The sequence below is a fragment of the Desulfonatronum parangueonense genome (genome assembly GCF_054656975.1).
On the sequence record NZ_BAAHXH010000003.1, the window covers coordinates 1,917,560 to 1,932,635 of the forward strand.

The 15,076-nt window shown below is 55.2% G+C and carries 21 protein-coding genes; 13 read left to right on the forward strand and 8 right to left on the reverse strand.

Going from position 1 to position 15,076, the window contains the following annotated elements:
- Positions 1–212: 212 nt before the first annotated feature.
- From ACYQ15_RS08805 to ACYQ15_RS08815, 3 genes are all read right to left on the reverse strand, one after another.
- Complete coding sequence (locus ACYQ15_RS08805; protein ID WP_459937148.1) at positions 213–416, reverse strand: hypothetical protein; 204 nt, start codon at positions 414–416, stop codon at positions 213–215.
- 512 nt (positions 417–928) lie between these two features.
- A complete protein-coding gene (locus ACYQ15_RS08810; protein WP_459937149.1) occupies positions 929–2,500 on the reverse strand; it encodes an ATP-binding protein in 1,572 nt (523 codons plus the stop codon).
- 186 nt (positions 2,501–2,686) lie between these two features.
- On the reverse strand, positions 2,687–2,815 hold the full coding sequence (locus ACYQ15_RS08815; RefSeq protein WP_459937150.1) for a hypothetical protein: 129 nt from the start codon (positions 2,813–2,815) through the stop codon (positions 2,687–2,689).
- A gap of 197 nt (positions 2,816–3,012) precedes the next feature.
- On the opposite strand from ACYQ15_RS08815, the gene ACYQ15_RS08820 reads away from it, so the two are divergent.
- From ACYQ15_RS08820 to ACYQ15_RS08825, 3 genes are read left to right on the forward strand one after another with little or no spacing between them, the layout of a single operon-like run.
- Positions 3,013–3,258 carry a UPF0175 family protein gene (locus ACYQ15_RS08820; protein ID WP_459937151.1) on the forward strand — a complete coding sequence of 82 codons (246 nt, stop codon included), beginning with the start codon at positions 3,013–3,015 and terminating at the stop codon, positions 3,256–3,258.
- Positions 3,258–3,428, forward strand: a complete 171-nt coding sequence (locus tag ACYQ15_RS22065) for a PIN domain-containing protein (protein ID WP_487247220.1) — start codon at positions 3,258–3,260, stop codon at positions 3,426–3,428. The genes ACYQ15_RS08820 and ACYQ15_RS22065 overlap by 1 nt, the downstream gene beginning before the upstream one ends.
- Positions 3,404–3,727 (forward strand): type II toxin-antitoxin system HicB family antitoxin, encoded by a 324-nt coding sequence (locus ACYQ15_RS08825; protein WP_459937152.1) that lies wholly within the window; start codon positions 3,404–3,406, stop codon positions 3,725–3,727. The genes ACYQ15_RS22065 and ACYQ15_RS08825 overlap by 25 nt, the downstream gene beginning before the upstream one ends.
- A 258-nt stretch (positions 3,728–3,985) precedes the next feature.
- On the opposite strand, the gene ACYQ15_RS08830 is transcribed toward ACYQ15_RS08825, so the two are convergent.
- From ACYQ15_RS08830 to ACYQ15_RS08840, 3 genes are all read right to left on the reverse strand, one after another.
- Positions 3,986–4,312, reverse strand: a complete 327-nt coding sequence (locus tag ACYQ15_RS08830) for a helix-turn-helix domain-containing protein (protein WP_459939560.1) — start codon at positions 4,310–4,312, stop codon at positions 3,986–3,988.
- 1 nt (position 4,313) lies between these two features.
- Entirely contained in the window at positions 4,314–4,679 is a 366-nt protein-coding gene (locus tag ACYQ15_RS08835; protein WP_459937153.1) for a type II toxin-antitoxin system RelE/ParE family toxin, read from the reverse strand.
- 402 nt (positions 4,680–5,081) lie between these two features.
- Positions 5,082–5,279: a hypothetical protein gene (locus tag ACYQ15_RS08840; RefSeq protein ID WP_459937154.1), complete on the reverse strand. Its 198-nt coding sequence runs from the start codon at positions 5,277–5,279 to the stop codon at positions 5,082–5,084.
- A gap of 153 nt (positions 5,280–5,432) precedes the next feature.
- Here ACYQ15_RS08840 and ACYQ15_RS08845 point away from each other — a divergent pair, with 153 nt between their 5' ends.
- The 5 genes from ACYQ15_RS08845 to ACYQ15_RS08865 all read left to right on the forward strand — a co-directional run bounded on the left by ACYQ15_RS08845 (position 5,433) and on the right by ACYQ15_RS08865 (position 10,003).
- Positions 5,433–5,741, forward strand: coding sequence for a type II toxin-antitoxin system RelB/DinJ family antitoxin (locus ACYQ15_RS08845; protein ID WP_459937155.1), 309 nt, complete (start codon positions 5,433–5,435; stop codon positions 5,739–5,741).
- Entirely contained in the window at positions 5,738–6,214 is a 477-nt protein-coding gene (locus tag ACYQ15_RS08850; protein ID WP_459937156.1) for a type II toxin-antitoxin system RelE/ParE family toxin, read from the forward strand. The genes ACYQ15_RS08845 and ACYQ15_RS08850 overlap by 4 nt, the downstream gene beginning before the upstream one ends.
- 404 nt (positions 6,215–6,618) lie before the next feature.
- Positions 6,619–7,143 carry a hypothetical protein gene (locus ACYQ15_RS08855; protein ID WP_459937157.1) on the forward strand — a complete coding sequence of 175 codons (525 nt, stop codon included), beginning with the start codon at positions 6,619–6,621 and terminating at the stop codon, positions 7,141–7,143.
- Between the two features lie 150 nt (positions 7,144–7,293).
- Positions 7,294–9,120, forward strand: coding sequence for a triose-phosphate isomerase (locus ACYQ15_RS08860; RefSeq protein WP_459937158.1), 1,827 nt, complete (start codon positions 7,294–7,296; stop codon positions 9,118–9,120).
- On the forward strand, positions 9,107–10,003 hold the full coding sequence (locus tag ACYQ15_RS08865) for a septal ring lytic transglycosylase RlpA family protein (RefSeq protein ID WP_459937159.1): 897 nt from the start codon (positions 9,107–9,109) through the stop codon (positions 10,001–10,003). The genes ACYQ15_RS08860 and ACYQ15_RS08865 overlap by 14 nt, the downstream gene beginning before the upstream one ends.
- Here the strand turns inward: ACYQ15_RS08865 and ACYQ15_RS08870 are convergent.
- On the reverse strand, positions 9,990–10,280 hold the full coding sequence (locus ACYQ15_RS08870) for an integration host factor subunit alpha (RefSeq protein WP_459937160.1): 291 nt from the start codon (positions 10,278–10,280) through the stop codon (positions 9,990–9,992). The two genes, ACYQ15_RS08865 and ACYQ15_RS08870, sit on opposite strands and share 14 nt — an antisense overlap.
- A 365-nt stretch (positions 10,281–10,645) precedes the next feature.
- A complete protein-coding gene (locus ACYQ15_RS08875; RefSeq protein WP_459939561.1) occupies positions 10,646–11,092 on the reverse strand; it encodes an HIT family protein in 447 nt (148 codons plus the stop codon).
- 168 nt (positions 11,093–11,260) lie between these two features.
- Here ACYQ15_RS08875 and ACYQ15_RS08880 point away from each other — a divergent pair, with 168 nt between their 5' ends.
- From ACYQ15_RS08880 to yidC, 5 genes are all read left to right on the forward strand, one after another.
- A complete protein-coding gene (locus ACYQ15_RS08880; protein WP_459937161.1) occupies positions 11,261–12,430 on the forward strand; it encodes an elongator complex protein 3 in 1,170 nt (389 codons plus the stop codon).
- Between the two features lie 145 nt (positions 12,431–12,575).
- Positions 12,576–12,710, forward strand: coding sequence for a 50S ribosomal protein L34 (gene rpmH / locus ACYQ15_RS08885; protein WP_459937162.1), 135 nt, complete (start codon positions 12,576–12,578; stop codon positions 12,708–12,710).
- A gap of 20 nt (positions 12,711–12,730) precedes the next feature.
- A complete protein-coding gene (rnpA, locus tag ACYQ15_RS08890; protein ID WP_459939562.1) occupies positions 12,731–13,129 on the forward strand; it encodes a ribonuclease P protein component in 399 nt (132 codons plus the stop codon).
- Between the two features lie 2 nt (positions 13,130–13,131).
- Positions 13,132–13,419 (forward strand): membrane protein insertion efficiency factor YidD, encoded by a 288-nt coding sequence (yidD, locus tag ACYQ15_RS08895; protein ID WP_459937163.1) that lies wholly within the window; start codon positions 13,132–13,134, stop codon positions 13,417–13,419.
- A 2-nt stretch (positions 13,420–13,421) separates the two neighbouring features.
- A complete protein-coding gene (yidC, locus tag ACYQ15_RS08900) occupies positions 13,422–15,074 on the forward strand; it encodes a membrane protein insertase YidC (protein ID WP_459937164.1) in 1,653 nt (550 codons plus the stop codon).
- Positions 15,075–15,076: the final 2 nt, after the last annotated feature.

Here is a 15,076-nt window from a genome sequence, read left to right on the forward strand (position 1 = left end):
GCGCCGGTGGAGAATGATAGCCCCATTGGTTGCTCCTCAAGGGTGGTTTGCAGTGCGCCAATGATCAAGGAATATCCAAGTGTGAGGCACTGCCTTCAGTATTGACACCTGGTGAATCGCTCTGTATTTCGCGGAACATTAACCTGCTTAAACCGGATTATAGTTTTGAAAAATTCGGATTATATATCGCAATAATCCGGATTATTTTCACGTTAAGATCCGTGACCAGGCCGCTCCAGTGTCTCCTTGTCCGGGAGGTTCAGCGGCCTGTCCAGGGTCGGGTATCCCATCACCCTGGCCGGCAGGTTGTCTACACCGTAGAGGATCTCGTGGTTTATGGCTTCCTTGCCCGGATAGTTGGCGTCATCGTGGATTTTGATGTCCCTGAAGCCGACATCGGACAGAAGTTTGTGCATCGTCTCCCGCTTCCTGAAATTGAGTCCCCAGCCTTTAAACGGATCATCTTTCGTGCCGATGTGTTGGATTAAAATTGGCCAGGGTTCACTCGACCGCATATGGTGGTTCGATGACGTGACCACACAACGGGGGATTTTCTTGATTCAAAAGCCTCTTCAACTGCCTGAGGAAGAATGGCATAAATGCAAAAAGAATTGTAACTATTCAGCTCATCCGAGAAAAATCGGACTGGATACCGGCTTTCGCCGGTATGACTTAACTTGGAAAGGACGTGGTATGATACGTCATTCCGGCGAAAGCCGGAATCCAGCTCTGGCGAGTGATACAGAGTATGTGCTGAATAGTTACAAAGAATTTCATCAATTTCTTGACTGCACTTGTCTATTTCATGGAAAAACATGACACATCGCGTGCATACAAGAAATGGAAAGCCGAATCCAAAATGCAATGATTGAATTTCATTCATGATGACAGACTGACTGACAATCTTGAATTGCGTTGATTGGGCATCTCAAGCCGATCTCTCGACTCCTTCGACCTCCCGCCCATCCAGGGCAATCAGGTTGCGCGTCTGCCGACTGAAGACCAGGCCCAACTCATGCACGGTCATTCCGTGTCGCCCTTGGTATTTCTCGCTGTAGCCCTTGGCCTGGACCTGCTCCAGAGCGGGATTGCCTTGGACTTCCGAAGCCTGGGTCAACTTGATTTCCATGACGAAGATGCGGTTCTCCAGAATCACGGTCAGATCGGCCTGGCCCTTGTTGGTGACGTCCTCGGGGATGATCCGGGCGTTGAGGGAAGCGAAAAAGGCGTAGAGCACCGAGGCGTACCAGCCCTCGCAGTCCAGGAGGTCGGTCTTGGTGAAATTGCGATAGGGAACAGCGGCGAAAAGGCGGTGGATGATGCCGTGCAGGGCTGTGAGATCGAAGGCCATCAGTGCCTGATACAAAGCATCCTGCACCGCGTACTTGTCCGCATCGATGGCCGTATATCCGGTGATCAGCGCGTCGCTGAGGGCCAGACGCACCTCCATGTTCGGCACGCCCAGTCGGAACAAAAGCCGCTGTCTGCGGGTAAAGCTCTCGGTGATGGTCAGATATCCGGCCTGAAACAGCAGGGTCTCCGGCGTGATATGGTCCACGTCGAAAGAACTCAAAATCTCTTCGCCCACCTCAATGCCTTCCAGGTTCGGCAGGAAGTAGCGCTTTTGCTGAAAGAGCCTGACCAGAAAGCTGGGGCTGCCGGTTTCGAACCAGTAGTTGCGATAGGTCTTGCCTTCCTGCAGAAAGAGCAGCACGTCAAAGGGATTGTACACCGCCTCGCCCATCCAGCGGTATCCGTTATACCACATTCGGAATCGATCCAGGTCCACGCCCTCCAGGTGCTCGGCAAAGCCGACCTCCAGTTCTGCCTGTGTGTAGCCGCAGATCGTGGCGAAGCGGGGGCTGATAGTGATGTCCGTGAGATTGTTCAGGCCGCTGAACAGACTGACTTTGGAGAACTTGCTGACCCCGGTCATGAAAATGCACTGTATGTTGGCGTCCCGGGCCTTCATCACGGAATACAGGTCGCGCAGGCCCTCGCGCATGTCCCGAGCGATGTCCGGATTCTCGATGTTGTCCAGGATAGGCTTGTCGTACTCGTCGATAAGCACCACGGTCCGTCGGCCGGTCTGCTCGTGGGCCAGACGGATCAGCTCGGAAAAGCATCCGGAGTTGCTTTTGAACTCGCAGGTAATTCCCAGGCGCTGCTGGTTGACGGAAAGAATCTCCCGTATCTTGTCGTCCAGTTCCTTCCGATTGCTCAGGCTTCCTTCGCCGAAGTCGATCTTGACCACCGGATGGACCGCGCTCCAGTCCCATTTATCGTGGATGTACAGCCCTTCGAACAGCTTCTTGTTGCCATTGAACAACTCCTGGAGCGTGTCCAAAAACAGGCTTTTGCCGAAGCGACGGGGACGGGAAAGAAAGTAGCGGCCTTGCTTGAGCACCAGGCGATGGACGTGCTCGGTCTTGTCCACATAGACGTATCCGCCGGTGCGGATGGAGGAAAAGGTGTTGATGCCCACGGGCAGGTGCAGCATGGCGGGGCTCCCTTGCGGATTATTTCTGGTGGTCATCTCGCGTGCAACGACCATGTTTTACCAAACGCTATGCGATGCCCTGAAAATGTTCAACCACGTCCGAAGTTGTGCCCAAAAGTTGTGGAGGGGCGTCAGGCGGACATGAAAATACAAGCCGAGTCACTCAGTGAGGTCGCTCCTAGTTTCTCACTCGTGATCCACAATCATCGGCCGACAAGGGCGCAGGCTTTCCCGGAACTCCACGCCCTTCAGGGCCAGGATGTTTCTGGTGGGCAGGAAGAGGTTACGTATTCCGTGGGCGAGGTAGAGGGACAAGATGGAGTCAAGAACTGATGCCTGGCAACGATCCGCTCTTGCTCTCGGCAAAGTTCTCCAGAATTTTCAAGCATCAAGACCGCTTGCTTGCCACTTTCACTTTTTCTTCGGTACCATACTGTCAATGCAAAACGCCGAGGCATCGAGGCAATTCCCCCGAATCAAGCCGAAAATCATTATCCAAAGGTGAAAAGCCTATGGAAGAGACACTGTCCATTCGCGTACCTGACGAGGTTCGCAGGATGCTGAACCGCACACACGAGGAAATGGGGCGGGATGTTCGGCTCTATGCGACGTTGATGCTTTTTCATCTGGGAAAACTCTCCTCCGGGACAGCCGCGAGCATGGCCGGAGTCCCGCGGGTGATGTTTCTCGACCACAGCGCGGAATACGGCATTCCTGCCTCACAGATAACCGGAGCTGAACTGGCTGGTGAAAATTGATGCAGGATAATGATATCCTTGTCTGCGATACAACCGTATTGCTCTACCTGGGGCGCATCGGTCAGACACGGCTGTTGCCGTTGCTGTTTGAAGCTGTTCGAGTTCCCGAACCAGTCGTCGGTGAATGGTGTCCGCCTGGATCAATATGCCCATATCCACAGCCCATCTGATGGTGGGGCAGCCATCCTGCCTGCCCGGTGGAGAAAGCCGGTTTTTGAGCAGACAGAAAAACATGCCGGATGTGGCGCAACGCTGTGAACAAGGAGCGTACCCCATGCAAGCAATCCTTGTTTATTGGGAAGATGATGGCTGGGTGGTAGGTAAAATCGAGGAAATACCCGGCGTTTTCAGCCAGGGTGAAACGCTGGATGAACTGAAGGAGAATATCCACGACGCATACTGGCTCATGATGGAGGATGAGGCCTCTGAAGAGCGGTCTGGCCAGCGTGAACTGGTTGTTGCGTTGTGAAACGTAAACGTCTCGTCCCGGAAATTAAAGGCTGTCGGTTGCGTATTTCTGCGCCATGGGGCGTACCATGACCTGTTCATGAACCCGAAAAACGGCCGCAAGGCTCCAGTGCTCCGACACCAGAAAGTCAAGGGCACCCTCTGCGTGTTGATACGAAAACAGCTTGGATTGATCTGATCACTCGCCTGACCACTCCCCTGGCAATATGCCCCAGCGGGGGTCATTACATGATTGTGAAACCTGACAATGGCCGGAGCGTCATGCAAAGGCAACGTGAAAGCGCCCGACAGGTTCGGTTGTCGGCCGCAAAGTGATCTCGATATCGTAGCCCAGGCGGGTCAGGCAATCCATTAGTTTTCGCTCGGAGAACTGACCCAGTTTACCGTGCATCAATTCCGAAACCTTGGGTTGCGTCAGCCCCATCCTTTCAGCGGCCTGCTGCTGCGTCAACCCCATCCGACGGATGGCGAGGGTTATCTCAATGGCTAGGTCCGTCCTGATTTTTCGCTCTTCGGCATCCGGCAAGCCAAGGTCGTCATAAATGTTGCCCGACCCGATCCATACATCTTCCCCATCAACAAACATCTTATCCACGTCTGATCTCCTTGACGGCTTTTTCAGCGGTCTTCAATCTTGAGAGTATGAGTTCCAAAGTTTCTTTGGGAGTTGCGATCCCTTTTTTGCTCTTTTTCTGGAAACAGTGCAGCACAAACACAGCCTCGGGAAAAGTGACGGTGTAAACCGCACGGTACGTACCGCCTTCGTCGCCGGCAACAACCTCAATCACACCTGCCCCGCCAAATCCTTTGAGCGGTTTTGCTGCATCGTGTTTTTCTCCACGTTGTGCGAGTCCCAAGGCAAAGCCAAATATATCCATTATCTCGTCCGGCAAGGCCATCAATTCCTTGTAGCTGTTGCCAACCCAAAACAAGGGCCTCTGCTGAATATTCATGTGATCTCCATACCAATAAAAGGATATTCCTTCAAGAAAAATCGAAAGAGGACGGAATTTTTCTCCAGTTTACCGAACCGCTGGAACATGCCTCCCATGGCTCCTCACTTGTGATCCACCAGCATCGGCAGGCACGAGCGCAGGCTTTCCCGGAATTCCACGGCCTTCAGGGAGAGGACGTTTCTGGTGGGCAGGAACAGGTTGCGTATTCCGTGGGCGGGTTACAGGGAGAGGATGGTGTACACGTCGAATTGTTCCCTGATGATCCCTCCAGGCAGGGCAGGTCGCCTTCGCCGGTGGAGATGAAGAAGTCCAGGAAGAAAACCCTGCCCCGGTGCTTGAACTCCGTGAATATGGGATACCCTACGGCCAGGGTCCGAATTTTGCCGCCGGTCCTGGTGATCAGGCCCAGGCTGCGGAACTCGCCGTATTCAAAGGCCGCGTATGATAGGTGTGCTTCCAGGAGTCATCCATGAACTGGGTCAACTCGGTCACGGTCAGCCCAGACTGCGATACCGGACAGAAATCCACGTCCAGAAGGTACGGATGCCTGGCAATGATCCGCTCTTCCTGTTTGCGGAGGTCGTCAAGGGTTTTCATGATTCAGGCTTCTTGGTTTTTCAACTTCATCCGTCCACGTTTTTTTGGATGTGCTAAATGGCGTAGGGTCGTGTTCAGAGTTTTCGGGCCGAGGGCATTGACTCGTCATGCAATCGCATTACGTTTGAGCTCATATCATTCATGGAGGTTCTCATGGCTGCCAATGCTCTCGTACAAACCCGGATTGATGCCGAACTCAAGGAACGCGCCGCCGCCGTGCTGGAAGGCATGGGCCTCACCGTATCCGATGCCGTGCGCATCCTGCTGACCCGCGTGGCGCTGGAGGGAAGCCTGCCCGCCGGTCTGACCATGGACTCCGCTGCTCATGACGCATGGTTCCGGGCCAAGGTCAAGGAGGCCCTTGAGGACACGCGGCCTGCAATTCCTCAAGCTCAGGTCGAGGCCCGTTTTGAAGAACGCCGGACGGCGGCGCGTCGCAAGCTTGAGGATACCCTATCGTGAAAATCGAGTGGTCCTGGTTCGCTATTGAAGACCGGACCAGCATCTTCGACTATATCGAGCAGGACGATCCTCGGTCCGCCATTGCCGTGGACGAACGGATCATGGAGCAGACGGCAAAGCTGGCTCGTTTCCCGGAATGCGGCCGTCCTGGCCGAGTCGACGGCACACGGGAACTGGTCATCAAAACGCCGTTCATCGTTGCCTATCGCTTCCAAAAGGCGTTATCCGCATTCTGCACGGTGCGCAAACCTGGCCCGGCGAACTGCCCTAGATTGCCCTCCACCCTGCCCTCGCTGACCACGATCCCGGCGTTTCTGGCCGTATTGATCCACCTGCGAACCTTGGTCTTGCTCTTGCCCTTGAGATCGGAGGTGGGAACGTCCAAGACATGGTCCTCCGGGTCAACACGCAACGAAATTGCGACGCAAAGAACTTTTCTCACGCTGTTGCCGCTCTCTTGCGTACCCATGTAATCGACGTCCGGATCATTTTGTCAGCCTGGTCCCGACGGCATCCCGGACCGTTCGCCCGCCGAGGGCGGTTACTGACTGGAGGATCGCCTTTGTGGAGGTGACTCCCTTTTTCATACCAACGATTGTAATATTGACAGTCCACTCGCGCGGGAAAGAGCTGCGTCTTGAATTTGACATTGCCTTACGGCCCTAAAGATTGATCCTTGCTCCTGCCAGCGCCAAATGATATTCCCTCCCCATGACCTGTTTTCCAAAGTCTTGCTTTGCCCTGAATTCCCAAACCATATCGTACGTTGTTCGGCAAGGCCGCGACACGTTCCCCGCCGCTTTGGCGTCTCGCCGGGATGCCTGTCGCCCCTCGCCGCGATTTGTTGCGTGCTTTTGGCCACGATGATGGAAACGATGTGGCAACGATGATGATCGGGTGCGCCAAGAATCCGGCTTTGCAATTCTCATCCGTCACAACGCCCGAGGCCGCGTCTGGAGACGGCAACGAGATTTATCATGCCGATTTTCTGAAAATGCTGGATCAAGCCGACACTTCCTACGACTTCATTCCCGGCTTCGAGGCCGGCTTTGACGTTGAAGCCTACTTGACCCAAAACCCGGATCAGGTGCATTTCCCGAACTCCATCCGATTCTATGAGATCCCCTGCATAGCCAGCAGGGAAATCTTAATGGCCAAGGGAAAGATTCATTATCGGAACAGGCCGGGATTCATTCAATACATGCAAGCATGGGAAGCGGAGACGGATCAACGTCGCAGAGAAACCGGCGTCTTTTATGGACAGTCCACGGCCACCATGATCACGGCCACAAAAGAGTGTCTGCAAACATACACTGTGGAATTCGACCAGGATACGGGCGTTCTTGTACGGCTGGGACGGCTGCCATCTGTATATTCACCCCGAACACCCGCGAAACTTTGACCACCCGCGAATCACCTTTTGACCGCTACAGAAAAAACAGGTCAAGCCCTGACGGGGGTATCGCCCCTGGACAACCGCTCCGACGTCTGAGGGCTGATGTCTGGACGCCACGCCCAACTTCATTATGGATACCATTTAAGGAGTAATACCATGAGCTTGATGCATCTCAACCGTTCCCGTGGTCGTTTTGAAATCGATCACCGCACCGATCCCGAATTGTTTCGGGATATTTACCCATACAAGAACATCTGCCGGATCAGTTTCGACGATTCCTTTTCCATGCCTCGCCCCGCCGATCCGATGTACATAACCGACACCACCTTTCGCGACGGCCAGCAGGCTAGGCCTCCCTATACCCTGGAACAGATCAGCCATATCTTTGATCTGTTGCACAAGCTTGGCGGTCACAGCGGTTTGATCCGCCAGAGCGAATTCTTTCTGTATTCGGAAAAGGACCGCAAGGCCGTGGAAAAATGTCTGGCCAAAGGCTACCGCTATCCGGAGGTCACCGGCTGGATCCGCGCCACAGAGGATGACCTGAAACTGGTCAAGGACATGGGGCTCAAGGAAACCGGCATGCTGACCTCGGTCTCGGATTACCACATCTTTCTGAAGCTAGGCAAAGACCGCGAGAAAACGGCGGAGAGCTATCTTCGGGTCGTGGAAAAGGCTCTGGAATGGGGCATCACTCCCCGCTGCCATTTCGAGGACATCACCCGGGCGGACATCTACGGTTTCTGCATCCCCCTGGCTCAGAGGCTGATGGCCCTGTCCAAGGAAAGCGGGCTCCCCGTGAAGATTCGGCTCTGCGACACCATGGGCTACGCCGTGCCCTATCCCGGCGCGTCCCTGCCCCGCTGCACGGCCAAGATCGTCCGGGCCTTCACGGACGATGCCGAAGTACCGGGTCACTGGCTGGAATGGCACGGGCACAATGATTTTCACAAGGCCCTGGTGAATACGGTCACGGCCTGGCTCTACGGCTGCTCCGGAGCCAACGCCACTCTCCTTGGTTTCGGCGAGCGCACCGGCAACGCACCGGTGGAAGCGCTGGCCATCGAGTACATTTCCCTGACCGGCGAGGACGACGCCGCGGCCACGCAGACCATTGCCGAAATCGCGGATTATTTCGAAAACGTCCTGGGCTACGCCATCCCGGACAACTACCCCTTCGTGGGCAAGGACTTCAATGCCACCAAGGCCGGGGTGCACGTGGACGGCCTGCTCAAGAACGAGGAAATCTACAACATCTTCGACACGTTTCAGATCCTGGGCAAGCCGGTCTCCATCATCATTACGGACAAGTCCGGCCGGGCCGGGGTAGCCTACTGGATCAACAACCGCTTCGGCCTGCGCGGCGCTCAGCAGGTGGACAAGCGTCACCCGGCCGTAGGCAAGATCCATAACCAGGTCATCAAGGCCTATGATGGGGGACGAACCACCTCTTTTTCCAATCAGGAAATGTGGCATCTGGTCAAACGCCACCTGCCGCAACTCTTCTCCTCAGAGTTCGACCAGCTCAAGAAGACCGCCCATACCCTGGCTTCCAGAATCATGACCAAGCTTTCCGAAAATGAAGAAATTCTCTCCATGGATCCGAAGCGGGTTCTGGAACGAATCGAATCAGTTCTGGAAAAGTATCCCTTCATCCAGTACCTCTACCTGGTGGATACCAAAGGCCGCTTGATCACCGGCAGCATTTCCCATCCGGAGGACAAGAGCAAATACAAGGCCTATGACCCCGGCAAGGATCTTTCGGACCGGGAATGGTTCACCGCGCCCATTCAGACGGGCAAGCTGAACATCACGGACTTCTACCGCTCGTTCATCACCGGCAAGTTGTGCTTGACGGTTTCCATGCCCGTCTTCAACCCCAATGACGATATTCAGGGCATCCTTGGCGCGGATATCCGTTTTGAGGAACTGCTGAAGCGTCGTTCCGAACTGGAAGAGGAAGTCGGCGATGCGCCGGTTTGACGTCCATTTCAGGTACGTGTCGGCCGGCCCATCCGGGCCGGCCGTGCGTGCACCAAGGCCAGTCAGGGGTCAGGTTCGGCCGCAGTCCTGGAAACAGCAGGCATTAACCGGTGCGGTGGTGCTGTGGATGCTCTGCGCAATGATTCTGCTGGCCGGTTGCGCCTCCAAGCCTGCTCCCGAGCCGCAACGTCATCCCTCACCAGCACGGGAGGAACCGCGCCCCTCGGTCAGCCGCCCCCAACCGTCTCCTGCGCCAACCCCAACCCCTGCCCCTGCCCCGCCAACGGCGAGACCATACACGGTGCTGGGCCAGACCTATCACCCCCTGACCACGGCTGATGGCTTTGTCGAAGAAGGAATAGCCTCGTGGTACGGTCCGCAGTTCCATGCCAAGCGCACGGCCAGCGGCGAGGTCTACAACATGTACGACCTCACAGCGGCTCACAGGGTTCTGCCGATGCAGACCAAAATTCGGGTCACGAACCTGGACAATGGGAAATCGGTGGTCCTGCGGGTCAATGATCGAGGACCATTTGTCGGCAATCGCGTGGTCGACCTTTCCTACAAGGCGGCTCAGGAACTGGACATAATCCGTCCCGGCACGGCCCCAGTCCGGGTAGAAGCCCTGGGACGGTGGCCGGGAGGAATTCCGGGCAGATTTTTCGTGCAGGTCGGGTCATTCACCCAACGAGAAAATGCCGCCCGACAGGTGGAAGATATGCGGCGTAACGGGTATCCGGGAAGCAGGATGGTTCAGGCTGTCATCAACGGCCAGAATTTCTGGCGTGTTCAGGTCGGTGAATTCAACAACCTGGACAAGGCCGTGTCCGTTCAGCAGGAACTCGTTCGCAGTTCCCCAGGGGTGTTTGTTATTGCGGATTGATATCGTTGCGGAACTTCTTTGAAAGCCGAAACACCACCACCTTGCGAGGATCCAAAGTAATGGTTTCGCTGGTCTGGGGGTTGCGGCCCTTGCGAGCCTTTTTGGGATATGCTTCAAACTTGCCGAAGCCGCTGATCAGCAGGGCATGATCGCGTTTGATGGCGGACTTCATGATCGTTAACAGGGATTCAACGTGCATTTTCACTTCTCCGCGACTTCGATCAACTTTGTCGTAAATGCTGTCGACAATTTCCGCTTTCGTGAGTGTTCTGTTCATGGTCCCTCTCCCGTTATCTCAATAAATTGGATCGAAATGAATCGAAAGGATGAATCGTTTTAAATTCGAAACTGCTCGGTCATCCAAGCGACCTGGATACGTGACTTCATGAGTACGACTGACTCGGAATCGACATGAAAAACAAAGTCATTTCCGCGAAAGCGGGAATCCAGATCATGCTTGTCACTAATTTTGGAAGCTGCCTGTCTTACCCCATTCTCTGAGGCTGAGCCGCAGCGCAAACTTTGACTAAAAATGCTTGGCAGGGCTTTGCCTTGAGTCGGTGGCCGCACATTGCTGGTTTTTGCGAAGCCGCTAAATGAGACCAGGGACAACGCGCAACCGAGCAATGAGATTCAACAAGATCACGCCAGTTCCTTTGTGATCAAATCGGCCATGGCCTGCATTTCCTCGACGGAAGGATACCCGGTCTGCGGCCATGCACGTAAGCCGTCGTTCTCGTAGCGTGGAATCAAATGAAAATGGGCATGCTCCACCAACTGCCCGGCAGCCTTGTGATTGTTCATTATCACGTTCAGCCCTTGGGCGTTCACAGCCCGCAAGAGGGCTCCGGACACTTTCTGCATCGTCTCCAGCAACTCCTCGCCAAGCCCCGTCGGCAGATCCAGCAACGTGGGATGATGCGCCTTGGGTATGACCAGCAGGTGGCCTGGATGGACCGGGGCAATATCCAGGAAGGCCATGGTGTTTGCGGAGGAATAGACTTGCGAGCAGGGAATCTCCCCCTGCGCAAATTTGCAGAATATGCATTCAGACATGACTGTTCTCCTTGTTTTGGGGCAAATACGCATCTTGAACCGGAAGGTCTCGGCGATCCGGGACATGAAACTTGATGGCCGCAAATACCTTCAACGGACGAAGATGCCCGGCTCAGGAAGCGATTTCGTCATGAACTGTTCAAGATCTATCCGAGAACGTTTACTTTTTCAACTGCCAAAACCTTTTCCTGGTGCGACCTGATGCTCTGGCTTCGCTTTCCCCATCCCGAACCATTCCGGCATCGACAGCAGATCCTTCCTGTTTTTCTGCCGTACCACGGCTGTCCACATCGCTGCTTGTATTGTGCGCAACACCTTCAAACAGGTGCCGGTTCGCCAACCTTGCCCGAAATCCATGCTCAGATGGCAAAAGATCTCATGGGCCTTGAACAAAGCGGTTCCCGGGGGTTCTGCGTTGCCTTTTACGGAGGGACATTCACCGGCTTGCCGGATGTCTGGCAACGGCGATTCCTGACCGCCGTTCATCCCTACCGGGACTCGGGCTTGATTTCCCATGTCCGCTGCTCCACCCGGCCTGATCAGATTTTCGCGGACCATTTGCGATGGCTGCAAGAGCTGGGCCTGAACATGATCGAATTGGGCATCCAAAGCTTCGACCAGCGGGTTCTCCAGGCTTCGGGCAGGGGTTATGATTCGGCAACAGCCGAAAAAGCCTGCAAACTTGTCCGTGACAGCGGTTTGCAGCTCGGGATCCAGCTCATGCCGGGCCTGCCGGAATCGACCATGCAAAGTTGGCTGCACGATGTTCGCCAAACCTGTTCTTTTTGTCCGGAGACAGTTCGCATCTACCCCTGCCTGGTGTTGCAAGACACCCTTCTCGCCCGAATATTTCACGCTGGAAGCTATCGTCCCTGGTCCTTGTCCTTTACCATATGGGCCATAAGCCAGGCGTTGCTCCAACTCTGGAAATTCCAGATTCCGGTCGCTCGGATCGGACTTGCCCCGGAACAGGATCTCGAAAGCTCCATCCTTGGCGGCCCATGGCACCCCGCGCTGGGATACCTGGCCAAGTCACACGCCTTGCGGGGACACATCCTTCATTACCTGTCCTCCCTGCCGGAAGTGCCGTTGCACCTCTACATCCCGAAACGTTATGCCTCTGAGTTCTGGGGACATGGCGGCGAACAAGCCAGGACCTGGAGCCGTCGCGGTCTGAATTCGTCTCGTGTCCGGACATGGGAACATTCTTTTTTCATGTTCACGGAAGCGGGACCATTGGTGGCTGCGGCCTCAGCAGGAGTTGCGGCATGCCATCGGCTCCATGGTCAATCCAAAAAATGCCCGTGCAACACCTTGACTCCGCCACATCCTCTTTGTAAGGAAACGAATTCGACAGTTGACTATAACTGATGGGCTGCGGCCTCGAGCCGGCGACGACAATATGCAATTGACGTCTTTCTGAATCGATTACCATTGTATCGGAAGACGACACCGCCCACCGAAACGGCGTAGGGAAAACTTTTTTTGATGGATATGCAGGACGAAGGAGAACACCATGAAACGGACGTATCAACCAAGCAACACTCGTCGCAACCGCACCCACGGCTTTCTGGTGCGCATGAAAACCAAGAACGGTCGGACCATCATCCGCCGCCGTCGGGCCAAGGGCCGCAAGCGCCTGGCCGTTTAAAGCTTCCTCCCCGTGACAAGATCAAGGATCGGGAAGATTTCAAAGCATGTTATGAAAAAGGCAGGAAGTACCATTCCAGGTATTTCCTCCTTTTTTTTCTGCCTGTTACCGACATGCCGCAACATGACGGTACCCGAATCGGTATTGCCGCGGGACGAAAAATCGGCAACGCCGTGCAACGCAACCGTATCAAGCGTCTGATTCGCGAATCTTTTCGGCTTGAACGGAGCATTTTTCCTGCCAATGCCGATATTGCCATTGTCGCCAAACGCGGCATTGATCCGATGAAACTGCAACTGACCGACGTTCAGAAGGATCTGCGCATCATCATGCATCGAATCTGCCGCGACGCGAAAGCCCATGTACCTGCGAAGGCCGCTCGTCGGGACGACCGCCCCAGCTGCAAGCCGGATTCCTGATAATGCGCCGTTTGCTGATCCTGTTCATCCGGGGATACCAGTTTTTCATTTCCCCCCTTTTTCCACCCAGCTGCCGGTTCATTCCCTCCTGCTCGGAATATGCACGACAAGCCCTTGAACAGCATGGCTTTGTCAAGGGAATCCTCTTGACAACATGGCGACTTCTGCGATGCCAGCCTCTTTGCTCTGGCGGCCTTGATCCGGTTCCGGAGCACTGGCCCGCAGATTCCAGCTCTCAATCCAGCGACAATCCGCCATCCATCGCAACCCTTAACCACCCAAGATCCTGATTATGGACCATAAAAGAGCCTTCCTGGCGATCACAGTTTCCCTGGTATTTCTTGTTATATGGAGTTGGCTATTTGCCCCCCCACCCCAGCCTGCTCCGAGGACGGACACTCCGCAGGTCGAGCCTCAACCCAGCCCGGCTCCGGAAATCACGCCCATAGATCCATCCCTGGCGCCTCCTCCCCCCGCCATTGCACCGGGTTTTCAGGCTGAGACCCCTCTGGACCCAGGGTTCACGGCCGAACCTTTGGTCCGGGGTACTCGGATCACTGTCCGCAACCCCTATTTCCAGGCGGTCTTCAATTCGGAAGGCGGCGTTCTGGAGCGATTTGAGCTGCTCCAGTACCGTCAGACCATCGACCCCAATGCACCCTTCGTTGAGTTGGTAGGTTCGCCGGAACCCCGCAAGCGCCCCCTGGGACTGCTTTGGAACAGCCAGCCGACATGGATGCAGGGGGAATGGACCTTTGAAGGCGACAATCTGCAGTTGCAGCATGGCGAGACCGGAACCCTGACCTTCATCGGACGCTTCGGACTCCTGGAATTGATCCGGACATTTCAGTTCACAGGGGACACCTATCTTATCGAAGAGCAGGTTCAGGTCCGCAACCATTCCCCAAACCAGATCAGCGCCACTCTCGGATTCTCCATGGCCAGCGAAGCCTTGAGCGCAATCCGGGACCGCTACACGCCGACCCAGATCATGTTTTACGATGCCGGCGGCCTGGAAAAGGAGAGAAGTGAAAAGCGTCTCCTGCCCGGCATTCAGGCCGAAGGGGGCATTCGCTGGGGCGCCATCCAAAGCAACTACTTTCTCACTGCCATTGTGCCTGCATTCAATGATCCGGTTTTCAAGGCTCGTCTTGAGGACGGCGTGCACAGGGCGGTCATGGAATCCCGGAATTTCGTTCTGGATTCGCACTTGGAAATGCAATTCCGGACCGCGTACTATCTGGGACCGCGGGAACGCGGAGCACTCTCCGTTGCGCCGGGCCATCTGATCGAGGCCCTCCACTATGGCTGGTTCGATCTTATTGCCAGCCCGCTGATCCAGGTGCTCAACTTCTTTTACGGCTACGTCCACAACTACGGCTTGGCAATCATCCTGCTGACAGTGGTCATCAAGCTGATCTTCTGGCCCTTGTCCCAAAAAAGCTATAAATCCATGCAGCAAATGAAGAAATTGCAGCCCATGATGCTCAAGCTGCGGGAGAAGCACAAGGACGACCGCCAGAAGATGAACGAAGAGATGATGCAGCTGTACAAGACCTACAAGGTGAACCCGCTGGGCGGCTGCCTGCCCATCGCCGTGCAGATTCCGGTATTCATCGCCTTGTACCAGGCGTTGATGGGCGCCATTGAACTGCGTCATGCCCCATTTATTTCCCATGTGCCCTTCACCGACATCATCTGGCTGGCCGATCTTTCCGCAAGGGATCCCTATTACATTACGCCCATTGTGATGGGGGCGACCATGTTTCTGCAACAGAAGCTCACACCCGCCCCCGGTGATCCCATGCAGGCCAAGATCATGCTCTTTTTGCCGATCATTTTCACATTCCTGTTTCTCAGCTTTCCATCAGGATTGGTGCTGTACTGGCTGGTGAACAACGTTCTCTCCATTGCCCAGCAATGGTGGGTCATGCGCAAGGCGTAATC

What these genes read in the sequence shown, in the direction of transcription:
- ACYQ15_RS08805 (WP_459937148.1), bottom strand. Translation starts at nt 416, where the DNA reads ATGCACAAACTTCTGTCCGATGTCGGCTTCAGGGACATCAAAATCCAC.
- ACYQ15_RS08810 (WP_459937149.1), bottom strand. Translation starts at nt 2,500, where the DNA reads ATGCTGCACCTGCCCGTGGGCATCAACACCTTTTCCTCCATCCGCACC.
- ACYQ15_RS08820 (WP_459937151.1), top strand. Translation starts at nt 3,013, where the DNA reads ATGGAAGAGACACTGTCCATTCGCGTACCTGACGAGGTTCGCAGGATG.
- ACYQ15_RS22065 (WP_487247220.1), top strand. Translation starts at nt 3,258, where the DNA reads ATGCAGGATAATGATATCCTTGTCTGCGATACAACCGTATTGCTCTAC.
- ACYQ15_RS08825 (WP_459937152.1), top strand. Translation starts at nt 3,404, where the DNA reads ATGCCCATATCCACAGCCCATCTGATGGTGGGGCAGCCATCCTGCCTG.
- ACYQ15_RS08830 (WP_459939560.1), bottom strand. Translation starts at nt 4,312, where the DNA reads ATGTTTGTTGATGGGGAAGATGTATGGATCGGGTCGGGCAACATTTAT.
- ACYQ15_RS08835 (WP_459937153.1), bottom strand. Translation starts at nt 4,679, where the DNA reads ATGAATATTCAGCAGAGGCCCTTGTTTTGGGTTGGCAACAGCTACAAG.
- ACYQ15_RS08840 (WP_459937154.1), bottom strand. Translation starts at nt 5,279, where the DNA reads ATGAAAACCCTTGACGACCTCCGCAAACAGGAAGAGCGGATCATTGCC.
- ACYQ15_RS08845 (WP_459937155.1), top strand. Translation starts at nt 5,433, where the DNA reads ATGGCTGCCAATGCTCTCGTACAAACCCGGATTGATGCCGAACTCAAG.
- ACYQ15_RS08860 (WP_459937158.1), top strand. Translation starts at nt 7,294, where the DNA reads ATGAGCTTGATGCATCTCAACCGTTCCCGTGGTCGTTTTGAAATCGAT.
- ACYQ15_RS08865 (WP_459937159.1), top strand. Translation starts at nt 9,107, where the DNA reads ATGCGCCGGTTTGACGTCCATTTCAGGTACGTGTCGGCCGGCCCATCC.
- ACYQ15_RS08870 (WP_459937160.1), bottom strand. Translation starts at nt 10,280, where the DNA reads ATGAACAGAACACTCACGAAAGCGGAAATTGTCGACAGCATTTACGAC.
- ACYQ15_RS08875 (WP_459939561.1), bottom strand. Translation starts at nt 11,092, where the DNA reads ATGCGTATTTGCCCCAAAACAAGGAGAACAGTCATGTCTGAATGCATA.
- ACYQ15_RS08880 (WP_459937161.1), top strand. Translation starts at nt 11,261, where the DNA reads ATGCTCTGGCTTCGCTTTCCCCATCCCGAACCATTCCGGCATCGACAG.
- rpmH (WP_459937162.1), top strand. Translation starts at nt 12,576, where the DNA reads ATGAAACGGACGTATCAACCAAGCAACACTCGTCGCAACCGCACCCAC.
- yidD (WP_459937163.1), top strand. Translation starts at nt 13,132, where the DNA reads ATGCGCCGTTTGCTGATCCTGTTCATCCGGGGATACCAGTTTTTCATT.
- yidC (WP_459937164.1), top strand. Translation starts at nt 13,422, where the DNA reads ATGGACCATAAAAGAGCCTTCCTGGCGATCACAGTTTCCCTGGTATTT.